Here is a 14,500-nt window from a genome sequence, read left to right as displayed (position 1 = left end):
TCTTGTCTTCGGGCGGTGGTGGATTTTTATCATCGATAGGTTTCGCACTTTGGCCCTTATTAACGGTTTGCGCATACCCTGCAGTTGCTTTGGAATGGCCGGAGAAGATAAAGATGTTCCCAGCCAAGCCAAGCATAATCATCACGCAAATAATTCTTTTCATTACTCACCCTCTTATCCATAATCAAATCGATGTTTCGGTAACAGAGCAAAACGCCCTGCTGAAGCCTTCTTACTCAGATGTAGGGGCGTAGCTTGCTACGCCCTCTGGAGGGCAGGGCAAGCCCTGCCCCTACATAGAAAATCCGTGTCTCTCGCTTTCCACCTATTACTATTAGCTGTCTCCGTTCGATAATCCTTCTTTTTTTATTCACCTTTTAAATGGGCATAGAAGAGGTATTGGTGAGCCCACCCTGCTCGGTCGCCGAAACGGGAGCGGATGTAATCGCCGACTTGTCGGTAGCGTAGGTCGGTGAGGGATTTGCCTTTTAACTCAGGAAGATGCCATGAGCTGACAGCTTGCCATAAGTGAGTATCGATAGGGACGGCTTCTAAATGGTCGAGGCCGAATAGACAGACGCAATCCGCAATCTTTGGCCCAACGCCAGGAAGAGTGATCAACTCCGCGTGAGCCTCTTTATATGGCAACTTCTTTAAGCTCTCTAGCCATTTATTCCCGCGCTTCAGTAGTTCTGAGGCAATGTTCCTAATAACCCGTGCTCGATAACCGAAGCCAATACCTCTTAGGGCATCCTCTGGGGTCTCAAGGATGGTTTCTGCGCTCGGAAAGGTGTGGAATGACATTCCATTCAATTGGACTATTGTTTCGCCATAACGATCGCACAGGCGCTTAATCATGCCTATGATGCGGGGGATATTGTTATTTGAAGTACAGGCAAAGCTGAAGAGGCATTCTTCCGCATTAGGCCAGCGCAGCACTCTCAGACCGCTAAACCGTTTCATCCTGCTTTCCAAACTTGGATCTTCTTCCAAAATCATACTTCGGATAGTCTCAAGGTTGGCATCGAAGCGAAAAAAGGAATGAATAGCCTCGAAATCGCCAGTTGTTTCATAGGCAACTTCATCGTCGAAACGTTCGAGGCGTACTATATCACGACCTGTCATTCCAACCCATGAGTTTCCGACCTGCTCCCATCGAAACGTCTGTCCACTCAACACGCAGAGGCCAATATCAAACTCAGACTGCGGTATAACAATACGTCCTTGCTTCATTCTATCTATTATGACGAACATTACGATATGGAATACCGTCTAAGGAGTTAGGAGAAAGAATGCATCTGCCTAAGTGTTGGATATTAATAGCGGTGTTAGCTTTACAGGCGACTTATGTGTACGCTAAAGATCAGGTTGTCGATAAGCCTGAAATCCCTGCAGTTTCACATGATGAGCAAAAGAAGCAACCTAAGGAAGAACTGGAGTTAAAGCAAAAGGCAGAAGCTTATCGTGAATGGGTTGAGCGTACTGTAAACCGGATGCAGACTGCTTGTCGGGCAACCAATACGGTTACTCTCGACCTCAAAGGTTCATATCAATACTCAACAGAGGGTTCTGAGCCTTTAATTTATTCCCTATTCTTAGCATTCCAAGCTCCAAACAAGATTCATGCCGACTTGACTGAGCTTTTTGGCGAAAAGCGGGTGCGCAGGGAGATTGTTTCAGACGGTTTAACGCTTTGGTACTATCGAGAGGCATCGAATGAACTTTCCCAAGTAGATGCTTCCAAAGATCGTGAGGAGTTTCTCTCTCAGTTGCAAGCTATGCTTCCCGGCGATATTGGTTTTGTCCTAAGGGGGCTTCGCGGTGATTGGCATTGGTTTCGGGGGATGCAGCTTGAAAATGATGGGAAGGAAGAGATTGACGGCAAGAAGTATATTAAACTGCGAGCCAAGCTTTCACCCACTTCAAAGCTGGATGCCGATACCGACAAGCCACTCGAGCGATATGAATTCAGTATGGATGAAAAAACCGGTTTGCCTAAGAATATGGTGGTCAGCTATACCTATAATTCATTAAGCCTGAAGTTCCGCGGAAATTTCGATGTTGACTTCGATTTCGATGCTACTCCTAGCGAAAAGTTATTCAAAAAATCCCCGCCCGATGGAGCTAAGTTTGTCTATTGAGCTTCCTTTCCGCTTCCCTGAGTGATATATACTCCCAAATCGGATATAATCCCCGGCATGAGGAGCGCAACTGAAACTACGTTAGATTTGCTGCGACAGGCGACTATCGGTTCGGAATATGAGAGCCGGTTATTCCTCGTTGGCGGGTATGTGCGAGACCAACTGCTTAAGTTACCCGTTCCGGAAGACCTCGATATCGTTCTCGAAGGAGATGCGCTGGAGTTGGCTCATTTTCTTTACCGCCAACGAATTTGTGATCATACACCAGTAGTGTATCCTCGGTTTGGAACGGCGATGGTTAGCATCGACGGGGTACCAGTCGAACTGGTCACCGCTCGCAGAGAAAGCTATCAAAGTGAAAGCCGCCATCCTGATGTTGTCCCCGCCACACTTGCCGATGATGCTCGAAGGCGTGACTTCACAATAAATACCCTCATGCGGAATTTGCACACCAACGAACTTATCGATCCGCTTCAGGTGGGAATACTTGACCTATCGAAGGGAGTGCTCCGCACACCCCTCGATCCGATAGCAACTTTCTCGGACGATCCTTTAAGGATGCTTCGAGCCATCCGTTTTGCCGTCAAACTTAATTTTATTATAGTTCCCGAATGCTATGAAGCGATCAAAGAAACGGCGTCTCGGTTGGAGATAATCAGCGAAGAGCGCATTCGAGATGAATTCATTAAAATAATGGCCTTGCCCAATTGCACCAAAGGAATAGCTATGCTGTTCGAGACTGGGCTGCTTCAGCAATTCGCCCCTGAATTGACGGCGATGCGTGGGATGGCTCAGAATGACTATCACATTTACGACGTATGGGATCATACCATGGCTGCGCTGGATGTATTAAATCCGAATACAAGCACGGAAACTCGCATCGCGCTTCTCTTTCATGATGTAGGCAAACCCCTCACCTATAGCCAAGATGCGAATGAGCGAGTTCATTTTTACAACCACGAGGTCATTGGCGCCGATATCACTCGTGAGGTACTTCAGCGGTTGAAATTCCCGAATTCTCAAATTGCGGAGATAGCTGATATGGTACGGCTCCACATGAGGGTTGGCGGATACGATCCCTCATGGAATAATGCCGCGATGCGCCGACTGGTGCGTGATGTGGGCGATCTGTTTGAACCTATGCTCGATCTCTGCAAAGCCGACGCGAAAGCCCGTAGGGAAGATTTAGGAGGTCCTGATTTTGAATCGCTGGAAGAACGAGTCGCTAAAGTCAGGGCGGATTTCGATGTCACAAAAGCGGTCAGCCCCCTTTCAGGTGAAGAGATTATGGAGCATCTTCACCTTATAGAAGGTCCCAAGGTAGGATACTTTAAGGACGCTCTCACCGATGCAATAATCGAAGGCATTTTGAAGCCGGATGACAAGGAAGGGGCTTATAAACTGCTGGACCAGATTGCAGAAGGTCTGCAGGAAAAAGAATAGCTACTACTACACTTCCTCGATCTTGTCGGATTTCAGAATGCCCAGATAGGGAAGGTTCCTAAACTTCTGGCGCCAATCCAGCCCATAACCCACAAGATACTTATCGGGCACATCGAACCCCTTGTACTTAATGGGCACATCGGCAATACGCCGATAAGGGCGATCCAAAAATGTACAAATAGTCAGACTAGCTGGGGAACGGCGTTCCAAGTTGCGGGAGATATAACTTAGCGTTAGCCCTGTATCGACTATGTCCTCGACAATCAACACATGCCTGCCGGCGATACTCTCATCCAGGTCTTTGGTGATTCGCACTTCACCGCTTTTCGAAGAGGGTCCATAGCTTGAAATGGCGAGGAAATCTATCGAGTGGGGGATAGTAAGGGTTCGGGTCAGATCTGCCAAAAAATAGAGGCCGCCTTTAAGCACTGAGATCAAATAGGGATTCATCTCCGCATAATCCTTTGAAATTTGCCGGCCAAGTTGTCTGACTCGCTTCTGTAAATCTTTCTCTGAGATAAGTATCTCGGCTATATCACTACCAAATGGCATCATAAGAGAAGCATATTCTATATAAAACAGAAAATTCCTGCATGACTGTAACATTTTTCAGAAAAATGCGTTATAAAGAACTTAGGGACTATTGACAGGTAGATACACTTTCCTTTAAACTAAATCTAGCACGCACGGTTATATGGGCGCGATTTTGCTCAAGATTGCATAAAGTAATCCGCCAGGACCACCAGATGGAGAAAAAAGAATGGGGTTAAGCTGTCGACAGGATGAAACTATCTGCTTTGCCCGTTTTCAGGATGAAGAAGTTGTTCGCTTTGCTAACCACGGCAGCCAGCGGGCTGCCGAGTATTTAATGACCCGTTATCGGTTTCTGGTGGTAAACAAGGCACGCACTTACTACTTAATTGGCGCAGATCATGATGATGTAATTCAAGAAGGGATGATTGGGCTATATAAGGCAATAAGAGATTTCCGCTGCGAGCGCCTTTCTAAGTTTCGTCCTTTCGCCGAGTTGTGTGTGACTCGACAGATTATTACGGCAGTTAATGCAGCTACTCGCCAAAAACACATCCCCCTAAACACTTATGTTTCTCTTAATGCATCACTGCTTGGCGAGGGAAACGACAGTTCGCTCCTAGATGTGCTTCCGGATCTGGCCGGTTCAAACCCGGAGAACTCCCTGATTGGCCGCAAGCTCCCACCAAATCTTCACGAAGCTGTTAAGCATGCATTGAGTGATCTGGAATCACATGTGCTATTAAGCTATTTGGAAGGCATGTCTTATCTTGAAATCAGTCAGGAGCTTCATTGCCATGCAAAGTCAGTTGATAATGCGTTGCAAAGGGTGAAGAGAAAAATAGGGATGTTACTCAAGGATTGATTTGTGCGGATAACAAAAGCTTTGCTTTTCTTAATCTCGAACGCAGGTTAATAGCATTGCCGAATGCGGGGGCATGTTTTCGACTTTGCACTCTTCCTCATGATAGCCAGTCCACTCATCTGTCCAAAAGTCTGTAATTCTGCAAGGATATGGCAAGCAGACAGAGAGCGATTGCGGCTCTTCACTCCAGTTGAAGAGGCATATCATGAGCTTATCGGGAAGAGGTATAAAGCCAATCCGGAAGGTATCGTCCGTAAATTGTGCGCTGATGCCGGTGGGTGGAATTAGCTTGCGAAGTGTTCCAAGTTGTTTAGGAGTGAGTTTGGTAAGATCATCACCCGAGAGCAGCATTCCTCCAGATGCGTAGGTAGCTGTTAAGTGGAATTGGAACTCATTATCCGGAAGGTCACCGGTTAGGAGGAAGCAATCAGGATCATTCCACCAGAACTGACCATTCTGCCAGTTGCGATGAAAAGTTTCTTTCGCTACATGGGAAACCCAATACCAATCGCGGTAAATATCATTGGAGGTTCGCGCTCCGTGATAAAGCCCAAATGAAGGCCACAGCGGATGATTGCATCCAAGGATAAAGCTGTCTCCAGTACCGCGCAAAATGGCCTCCATTCCCTGGCGATAGGCTTGAACGCGAGTGGATTTTGGATCGAAAAACTTACCGCAATGTAAGGCTCCCCAAACTTGAGCATCGAGCTTAAAATAGGTGCAGCCCCATATCTCGCGCATCGTACGGAAGGTGCTCTCAAGGTGCTTTTGAACTTCAGGGTGAGATCCATCAAGCGAATACCAGGGACCTCGCCGCCAACCTCCGTATGTCACTAAATCGGAACGAAGCGGTTTGCCGTTACTATCTTTAAAAAACCAATCAGGGTGATTCTGAAAGACGCATGAACTTTCTTCTGCAATAAAAGGAGCGACCCAGATGGCGGGTTCACATCCATGTTCTCGAATATGCTTGAGGACAGTCTGCACACCTCCTCCGAATGCCGGACCCGTTTCCAACCAATCGCCCATTGCCGGTTGATAGCCGTCATCGATTTGCACATATTTGAGCGCAGGTAATTGGGACGAAATGAAATCACAGTTATCGATAACTTGTTCGGACGTTACTTCGGGTCCAAAGCAATACCACGAACACCAACCGGTTGGAACAGCTTCAGACCGTAGTGGCGGATGGTAAACAGCGATGCGGTCGGCTAATTCAGTGAGCAGGGCATTCTTATCCGTTCCGGCTTTGAACATAAACTCTTCAAGTTGCCAGCATTCTCCGGGTTCAAGGACAAGGTCTTCGGTATCGATAACAACTTCAATAGAGCCTTTAAGAATATGAAATGCCCCTGAAAATCGGCGGCAGGAAGTGAAGGCCATCAGGATGTGGTCGGCATTTGGAGGAGAAAGGGTGAGCAATCCATAGACAACAGTTATATTCGCAGGCGCTGGAAGGCGAATGTGGTCGCGGTCGGTATGAGTGCCGATATCCGCTGGTTTTTCTAGCGTCCCGCCAGTTTGTGAAAGCATCTGGAAGCCTTCGCCGTAAAGACAAGTTGCTCCTGGGAGGTTGTGGGCAATTTGGAAGAGCACGACCCGATTAATCCGAGCAGGGGTGGCTCCTCTGTTGATCAATTTCGATTTGCAGAACTCGCCTTTCCATTGCCGAATGAGTTCCACCTTTTCAGCGCATTTTCCACCCGTCAATACCACGCCACAAGGCGCACTTCGAAGTATTTCGAATTCAATCGTCTTGTTCATAGACTATCTCCTTGTAGCTCAGACGTCTTGCTGGCTCCAAAGTCTCTTTCTTTTAAAATAACTTTCTAACTCTGAGTAGGCGTGCGTGCCGTATCGAAGAGCAGTCAGTCTTAGGTTCAACTTAATACTTACTTGGCGGTTTTAACCGCTAGGCTTCCAGGAAGATTCCTCGACAAGCTCGGAATGACGTCTCTGAGAGACGAAGGGGGCGAAGTCCCACTTTGAGATTGCTTCAAACAAACAAGCCTCACCCGCAAAGCGGGTGAGGCTTGAAGATCGAGCCTTAGAAGTTTACTTGAGCTTGGGCGGTAAGGCGGCCGTCTTGCTCGAATTCTACTTCATCGTTGATCGCTTCATATTCCAACGTAAGTCGAGTAAATGTATTAACGTAGCAGTTAACACCCATCGTTACGCGGGAGAAATCATCGGCTGAAATATTGTTATCTAAATCGCGATCGTACCAGTCATAGCGTAGATAAGGCATGAATTTAGATTTTGGAAGGCGATATCCCACTGTGACATAACCGCCTTGACGCTTGATGGTCGGTCCATCCAATTGACTGTCTTCTCCATAGATTAACTCTGAGAGCAAAACAATCGGGCCATTTATATATTCGACATCGAAACCAAATCGATCCGCCGATAACGGTATGTCAAGCTTCTCTCCCTTTGTGTTATAGGCCAACTTCCCTGTATAAGCCGATACGCCAATGTCAAATCCCTTGCTGCGATAACCAAATCGGCCATCGAGATTTTTCGCTTCGTTAGGGTCAGTTGAGACATCGGGAGGATTGCCGTTGACGATGGCAAGAGCCAGATTGAATCCAACTGCCGGTTTATAATAAACAAATGCGCCGCGATCATAAAGGAATGGCGTGTAAACGAGATCGCTGATTGCCTTGGAGCGTTCTAGGGTGATAAGTTTGGTTGAGGAAAGACCTGTTTCGTAGCCATAGGTAATGCGCGAGAGTCCTAGGCGAGCTTGATAAGGATTGTCGATGTAATCAACAAAGGCTTCTACTACCATGGTTTTCGGCTGTCCTGTGACGAGAATGGTTGCCCCAAAGTGATCGCCAACTGTTGCGCGCAGGTTCAAATAAGCGCGTTTGACATCAAAGTTGGTATCAGCCGGGGTCGGGGGTGCCTGCATTTTACCGATAACATCGGTAAATCTTCCTTGAACATATCCGCTCCATTCAAGCTTCGGAGTTGGAATAGTGGTCTCGGCAATTGCGACGACCGTAAGGGTGATTAGAGCAACCAAAAGGGCTGCACTGCGGGATACAGATGCTAGTTTCATACATTTCTCCATAGATCCAATAGACCGTCAAGCGGTCAGTTTTATAATTTTGCGGTCATTCCTTGACCGCTCTTTTGGGCAATGTTACACGCCAGAAATCTATCCAAAATAATTGCGTGCGCTTATATAACGCCATATTATAGCCGATAGAGAAGAGATTAGAGAAATCACATCTCTGAAGCGATGGCAGCCATGATATTTAAGATGCGTTTTCGGTATAAGGGAAATCTCGCAGCTTCGGGATCGGAGTAGATACGATTCGTTAATAGAATGAGTGCGCTCTTAATTGCAGGATCGAAAACCATAACGGTTCCGGTGAAACCTGTATGACCGAATGATTGCCGAGAAAGCAAATCGGCACGTGGGTGATAACCGTTCGGATAGGCAAACCAGCCGAAGGTGTGGGCTTCGATATTGGGGGCATTTTGATTAGTTGCCATTTCACACAGAGTCGCCGGACTTAGGATGCGTTTTCCCTCAAATTGGCCTTCATTTAAGATAGTCTGAGCGAAAATTATTAGGTCATTGATAGCGCTGAAAAGGCCGGCATGACCCGCTACCCCTCCCATCGTGGCTGTATTCGCATCATGCACCTCGCCTTTGAGGGTTTGATTTAGTCTTGTTACGCAATGACCGGTGACGGCAAAACGGGATTTGAGAGATTGATTCGGCAAATAGCTCGTATCATTCATCCCGAGAGGTTCAAAAAGATTTTGGCGCAAGAAGTCATTTAATGGCTGCCTTACCACTGTTTCTATAATGGCTCCGAGGAGGATGTAGCCGACATCACTATAACAATAACGCTGACCGGGCATGGCTTCCAGTGGCGTCGCATATACTGCTTCCAAGATCGCCTTTTTGTTCCTCCCAACTTGAAAATAATCTTTCCAAGACGGCAGTCCGCTTGTGTGGGTGATGAGTTGGCGAAGGGTGACCGCAGCCAAATGCTCTGCTTCAGGAAGCCAATAGGTAACCATTTGGTCCAGACAGAGTTTCCCTCTTTCGATAAGAAGCCCCACAGCAGTTACTGTAATCGGTTTTGTCAATGAGGCGATATCATAGATGGTATCGATAGCCGCAGGCGTTTTACTTTCCGGATCGGCTAACCCCCAAGCTTCTCGAAGGATAACCTGATTCGGTTTAACGATCGCACAAACCGCCCCAGGGAAAGCCTCATCCGCAATTCCCTGTTTCATGAGTTCATTAAGCGCATTCATCAACCGTAACATAACCGAAGTCTATCACACTTCCGATCCTGCGTCAATACTTGTTTAGGATGGCGATGGGTGAGAAGAAAGAAGCAAGAGGCAAGAAGCTAGATGACGAATCGAGAAAGAGTTACCCATGACGCTTCGCGCCCCTTCAGGAGACTGCCTAGGCGGACTTGGCTATTAACAGCCGCGACTTTAGTCGTCAGGCGAACATCATAAAAGAAAAAGCCTGCTCGAATTATTCGGGCAGGCTGAATGCAATATATTTCAATTTATGAGTTACTTCGTACCCTCGGATTTGCCTATAAATTTGCCGCAGAAGGGGCACCAGCGCCATTCGTTATCGTTATTTCGGTGGCATCGAGCGCAAGTTCGCAGGAGAGGGCCGTTGCCTAGCTCAACACCGGTGATATTGTTCGACGATTGGATCGAAGTGGTCTTCATGCGAACCTTGATGGTTCCATCGGGCATGCTTGAATAGATTAATGGGGCGGCATTACTCAAAGCATTAAGTGCGATTTTCAATGACTTACTCTGAAGGCACATGCTCACCTGATAAGATGGGCAGTTTGGATCGAGTTCAAGATTTGCGCCGGTTTGGGTTGCGAGTGACTTCACAACCTCGGCGATGGGCTCCTTGGTGACGTTTATTGTAATGGTCTTCGACAGATAATCAACAACCGGTTTAACCGGTGCAAGGGCTGGGGTAACTACGCTCTCTTTCGGCCTTGGCCCAACCATATAAATTCCGCTTTTAAGAACAAACTGGATATTGGCGGCATCGCTCAATGCTTGCAAAGCTCGCTCTAAAGGAACGTCATGGACGGATAAGTACACGAGACCTCGTGAGTACTGCTCCATCACATAGTCCATTTTCGCTTGCTGGAAAACGCTGTGAACGACATCGCGAATATCCGATCCTTTGGCATCAATCGTAATCCGAGGCGAAATTGTTGTGTCGGTGGCAACTGCCGGTTCTGTTACCTGAGCAATTGCTGATAGTCCAATTAAAACTAAACTTAAAATCCACACTAATCGAATCATCATTTCCTCCCTGACATGAAATCAGTTTCTTATTTAGGTTCGACCGCCGAAGAGCCGACCAGTTCACCATTCGGCGCATAGACCGCAACAGCCGGTCTTGGCGCAGGGGTGTGTTGTCTGGCAATTCGAACTCTAGGGCGGGGATGGGTAACAATACGTTTTCTGGGTGTAACTGGGCGACGAGCAACGACTTGCCGTTTAGCAGCAATTCTTAAAGTAGTTTGGGGACTTATCGTGCGCGCTAAGAGTAAAGGCTTATCTTCCGGCGCCTCAGTCTTTAAACCTGGCTCGTTGACTACAGGAACAGCTTCAGCCAAAGTAACAGCCGGAACTTCTTCCTCAACTGTCTGTTCAGTAGCAACAGAAGAACTTGACTGTTCTGCAGGGGTATTTTGGGCAGAACTTGCTTGATTGACGGATGCAAACTTGAAAAAGGTCCCTTTGGGCATTCCGACTTCCCGCCAACCTAATCCCATTCCAATTGCCGTCAATGCGACCAAAGCTGCGAATGTAAGAGGTGACCTGGTGGCTCGTTTTGTATTGGCTTTGGGCTTGATATCAGGTTCTCCGATTTGGCTTTTAATGGATGTATCCTGATTAAGGAGCAAAGCGAGCGCTTCTCGCCGTTTTGCCAATTCAAACTGACATTCGGCACAGGAAGCGACATGAGTTACCAATCGCGCTTTCTCGCGTTCCGAGCTTATTTCGTCAACTAAGTAAGCCCAGAACTTCTTTTGGATCGAAGTGCATTTCGACTTTCCGAACATCTTTCCCCCCGAAATTTACCTGGTCAAATGCTCAATTTGAGCCTATTATCAAAAGCCAGGACAGAACAGATAAAACCACCATAACAATCGCAAATAAAGAAGGCGGAAACCACCCCATAAAAGTATCGGGTGATTTTCTGAAGAACATTAGGGGGCAATAAAAAAAGGCAGCGAATGCTGCCTTTTTTAACTCTAACACCTGACTTTAAGGTTATATGATTGGTGGTTCCTCAGGAGGAGCCATCGGCGCCGGAGGAGTTGGGGTCGGTGTGGTTGGAGGAACTTGAGGCGCCCCTGCCACGCCATAGTTATCCATGTAGGCTGCTCCAAAAGCAATCATTGCAATTGGAAGCGTAACAAGAATACCTACAACTACTACACTGCCTATAGATGAGACAATCGATAGTACTAAGCCTGCCACCCAAAACATTGCCATGTTTTTCTGGACAACGTTCCAAGCGTTTGTCAGAGCTTTCATTGCATCAGTGCCGCGGTCGACAATCTCAAACACAGCAAAATAGACTACGAACGAAACTAATGGAGTTAAGGCAAAAAGCACTAGGTATACCAAGAGCATAAGAATGCCTAAGATCGGTATAAAAGCCGAAGCGAACATAATGCCGTATATGACAATTGTTATGACAAATAACAACACCCAGAGTATGAAGAGGGTGCCGAACTTATCAAATGGCTTAAACAAGTCGCCAATTTCGACCTTTTCGCCCTTCAGCGCCTTCAGCGCCATCAATGCCCAACCGGCTAACATAACTGGAAATAGAATTCCGCATGTAACCATACCGAGCAAATAACCAACTATTGTTGCTATAACAAAAGCTGCTGCATTTCGCTGAAATGCTTCCCATCCCGCATTTAACCAACGTCCGATGTCTACCATTTAATTCACCTTCCTTTGCAAATATTAAACTACACTAAAGAGTATTATATAATTAAATACTACTCCTGTCAATAATACAGGGAATTTGATTGAAAAAACGTTGAAAAAGAAGCCGCCGCGTCCGGAGTTCGGAAGCGGCGTAAGATTGAAGGAAGGCTTTTGTGTACAACACAACTTCCCTTCGCCGGTTCTAACCGGATCAGGTTTAAAGGGTCTCCCTGTAGCGGGACTCTCAGCCTTATTGCAAAGGCTCCCCTAGCGGTCGCACTCGGCGCACCGAGCGCCGATTAATTTACATTATACCAAGGAATTTTTTAAACTTTAATGTACACGGTAAATTTATTAAGAAACCCGTGAAAATACCTGTCCGTTTTAAGGTGTTAGGTGATAGGGTTCTTTCTTTTTCAGATGTAGCCCAGTTCACCGTAGGGGCGAAGCCTACTAACCCCCTCATTGGGATTGCCTAATTGAACAATTCCAATCAACCGTGGTAAGCTGAATTGTGTCGGAGGTGTGGGTATGGCTTATCGGGACTTTCAGGAATTTTTAACTCGATTGGAAACAGAAGGGGAGCTGAAGCGTATTCAGTATCCGCTCGATCCGCACTTGGAAATCACAGAAGTAGCAGATCGGATGATGAAAACGGATGGCCCTGCGCTGCTTATCGAAAAGCCGAAAGGGTTTGACATCCCCGTTGCCATCAATACCATGGGCAGTCGAAAACGAATGAGCATGGCGTTGGGGGTGGATGATTTTGAGAGTATTGCCGACGAAATCACTGAGCTTATCAAGCCGGAAATCCCAAAGGGCATTATTGAAAAGCTCCGTATGGTGCCAAAACTCAGACGCTTGGCTTCTCTCCCACCAAAAACCGTTAAAGAAGGACGCTGCCAGGAGGTCGTTTTTGAAGGTAAAGACGTTGATCTTAACCGTTACCCCCTTCTTCATTGTTGGCCGATGGATGGCGGTCGATATATCACCCTCCCACTTGTTTTCACCCACGACCCGCTAACCGGCAAGCGCAATGTGGGGATGTATCGTATTCAGCAGTTTGACAAATGCACGGCGGGGATGCACTGGCAGATGCACAAAGAGGGCGCGGAGCATTACCGGCTTGCGGAAGAGAAAAATCGACGAATTGAAGTTGCCGTTGCCCTGGGGGGAGACCCTGCGGTTATTTTCAGTTCAATTGCCCCATTGCCATCGGGAATTGATGAGATGCTCTTTGCTGGTTTCCTGCGACATAGTCCTGTGGAAATGGTCAAATGCCGAACGCTTAATATCGAAGTGCCTGCCGATAGTGAAATCGTGATTGAAGGCTATGTCGATCCCCTGGAGCGCCGAACGGAAGGCCCTTTCGGCGATCATACCGGCTATTACAGCCTCGCTGATGAGTATCCTGTGCTCCACATCACCGCCATCACCCAACGCAAGAAACCCGTTTATCCGGCAACAATTGTAGGCATTCCGCCGATGGAGGATGGATGGATGGGTAAAGCTATTGAGCGCATCTTCCTGCCCTTAATCCGGCTGACCCTGCCAGAAATCGTCGATATGAACCTCCCCATCGAAGGCGCATTCCATAACGTCGCCTTGGTCTCTATTAAGAAACGCTATCCGGGTCATGCCTTCAAGATCATGAATGCCCTATGGGGTTTGGGGCAGATGATGTTTACCAAATACATCTTCGTTTTCGACGCCGATGTGAACGTGCAGGACATCAGCGAATGCATCTGGCGAATGGGCGCAAACACCGACCCTGCCAGAGATTCTCTTATCGTCAAAGGGCCATGCGATGTACTTGATCATGCCTCAGATGTGATGGGTTTTGGTGGCAAGCTTGGCCTGGATTGCACCCATAAACTCCCCTCCGAAGGTTTCCCAAGAGAATGGCCCCCCGAGATACGGATGTCCTCCGAGGTAAAAAATCATATCGATTCCATCTGGAAAGAGCTAGGCATCTAGTAGTAGGTGTCGAAAGAGGCAAACAGCTTTCTCTTTTCGTGACCAGCCTAGACCCCATAAGGTCTCGGAATTCTTTGCTGCGCGCCGCTACTCAGGGATGCTGAGGCTGCTAGCCACTACCCCGAATCCGCTTCCCTGAGTAGGCCGTTAGGCCATATCGAAGGGCGCTTCTTGCCTCCTTACCAACCTATGTGCCACACTAATTCCAGAACCTATGGAGAGTGCTTACGATGCCAAACAAACCCACCTATCTAATCAACGATAAAGAAATTATCCTCAGCAATGACTTATGCCGAATCCAGTGGATCAAAACGCCCAGTGGGTGGGCGGGGGAGTTTCATATTAATGCTGATGGCAAATGGGAAACCGTAGCGCTTGATGGGAAGCCGGAGGGTGCGCCTTATGAGGTTGTGGAGCAGCGGCATGATCGGGGGGATGATGTTTATGCTTATAAGAACTTCGAGGACAAGTTCAAAGTTGCCCATATGTGGCGGAACGGGCCGATGCGTGGGGTCCCGTCGGATGTGCATGGCGCCTATCCATCTGCCGATAGTCAGCCGACAGTCGTCCGCAG

13 protein-coding genes and 1 riboswitch are annotated in these 14,500 nt (G+C 47.6%); of the genes, 5 read left to right on the top strand and 8 right to left on the bottom strand.

Annotated elements, in window-relative coordinates; translation table 11 throughout:
• Nucleotides 1–366: 366 nt before the first annotated feature.
• Nucleotides 367–1,233, bottom strand: a complete 867-nt coding sequence (locus WCO51_02900) for a DNA glycosylase (GenBank protein MEI6512205.1) — start codon at nt 1,231–1,233, stop codon at nt 367–369.
• A gap of 59 nt (nt 1,234–1,292) precedes the next feature.
• Here WCO51_02900 and WCO51_02895 point away from each other — a divergent pair, with 59 nt between their 5' ends.
• Complete coding sequence (locus WCO51_02895) at nt 1,293–2,141, top strand: hypothetical protein (protein ID MEI6512204.1); 849 nt, start codon at nt 1,293–1,295, stop codon at nt 2,139–2,141.
• Between the two features lie 57 nt (nt 2,142–2,198).
• Entirely contained in the window at nt 2,199–3,584 is a 1,386-nt protein-coding gene (locus WCO51_02890) for a CCA tRNA nucleotidyltransferase (GenBank protein MEI6512203.1), read from the top strand.
• 6 nt (nt 3,585–3,590) lie between these two features.
• Here the strand turns inward: WCO51_02890 and hpt are convergent, their stop codons facing one another.
• Nucleotides 3,591–4,139 (bottom strand): hypoxanthine phosphoribosyltransferase, encoded by a 549-nt coding sequence (gene hpt, locus WCO51_02885; GenBank protein MEI6512202.1) that lies wholly within the window; start codon nt 4,137–4,139, stop codon nt 3,591–3,593.
• A 205-nt stretch (nt 4,140–4,344) separates the two neighbouring features.
• Here hpt and sigH point away from each other — a divergent pair, with 205 nt between their 5' ends.
• Nucleotides 4,345–4,980, top strand: a complete 636-nt coding sequence (gene sigH, locus WCO51_02880) for an RNA polymerase sporulation sigma factor SigH (protein MEI6512201.1) — start codon at nt 4,345–4,347, stop codon at nt 4,978–4,980.
• 30 nt (nt 4,981–5,010) lie between these two features.
• Here sigH and WCO51_02875 read toward each other — a convergent pair whose 3' ends face one another.
• The 6 genes from WCO51_02875 to WCO51_02850 form a co-directional block, all read right to left on the bottom strand.
• A complete protein-coding gene (locus tag WCO51_02875; GenBank protein ID MEI6512200.1) occupies nt 5,011–6,744 on the bottom strand; it encodes a glycoside hydrolase family 36 protein in 1,734 nt (577 codons plus the stop codon).
• A gap of 283 nt (nt 6,745–7,027) precedes the next feature.
• Nucleotides 7,028–8,044, bottom strand: a complete 1,017-nt coding sequence (locus WCO51_02870; protein ID MEI6512199.1) for a hypothetical protein — start codon at nt 8,042–8,044, stop codon at nt 7,028–7,030.
• Between the two features lie 167 nt (nt 8,045–8,211).
• Complete coding sequence (locus WCO51_02865; protein ID MEI6512198.1) at nt 8,212–9,273, bottom strand: serine hydrolase; 1,062 nt, start codon at nt 9,271–9,273, stop codon at nt 8,212–8,214.
• 261 nt (nt 9,274–9,534) lie between these two features.
• Nucleotides 9,535–10,302, bottom strand: a complete 768-nt coding sequence (locus WCO51_02860) for a hypothetical protein (GenBank protein MEI6512197.1) — start codon at nt 10,300–10,302, stop codon at nt 9,535–9,537.
• A 26-nt stretch (nt 10,303–10,328) separates the two neighbouring features.
• The gene (locus WCO51_02855; protein ID MEI6512196.1) at nt 10,329–11,066 is read right to left on the bottom strand and encodes a zf-HC2 domain-containing protein; all 738 of its coding nucleotides are present in this window, start codon (nt 11,064–11,066) and stop codon (nt 10,329–10,331) included.
• Between the two features lie 211 nt (nt 11,067–11,277).
• Nucleotides 11,278–11,961, bottom strand: coding sequence for a hypothetical protein (locus tag WCO51_02850; protein MEI6512195.1), 684 nt, complete (start codon nt 11,959–11,961; stop codon nt 11,278–11,280).
• A 159-nt stretch (nt 11,962–12,120) separates the two neighbouring features.
• A riboswitch (TPP riboswitch) is annotated at nt 12,121–12,228 on the bottom strand.
• A gap of 252 nt (nt 12,229–12,480) precedes the next feature.
• Here WCO51_02850 and WCO51_02845 point away from each other — a divergent pair.
• On the top strand, nt 12,481–13,926 hold the full coding sequence (locus tag WCO51_02845) for a menaquinone biosynthesis decarboxylase (GenBank protein MEI6512194.1): 1,446 nt from the start codon (nt 12,481–12,483) through the stop codon (nt 13,924–13,926).
• Nucleotides 13,927–14,156: 230 nt separating this feature from the next.
• Nucleotides 14,157–14,500: hypothetical protein (locus WCO51_02840; protein MEI6512193.1), on the top strand; the 344-nt coding region annotated here is incomplete at its 3' end.

The organism is bacterium, from assembly GCA_037131655.1.
Classification (GTDB): Bacteria; Armatimonadota; Fimbriimonadia; order Fimbriimonadales; family JBAXQP01; genus JBAXQP01.
The sequence above is the reverse complement of the archived record's forward strand: the minus strand, read 5'-3'. Positions and strand labels throughout refer to the sequence as shown.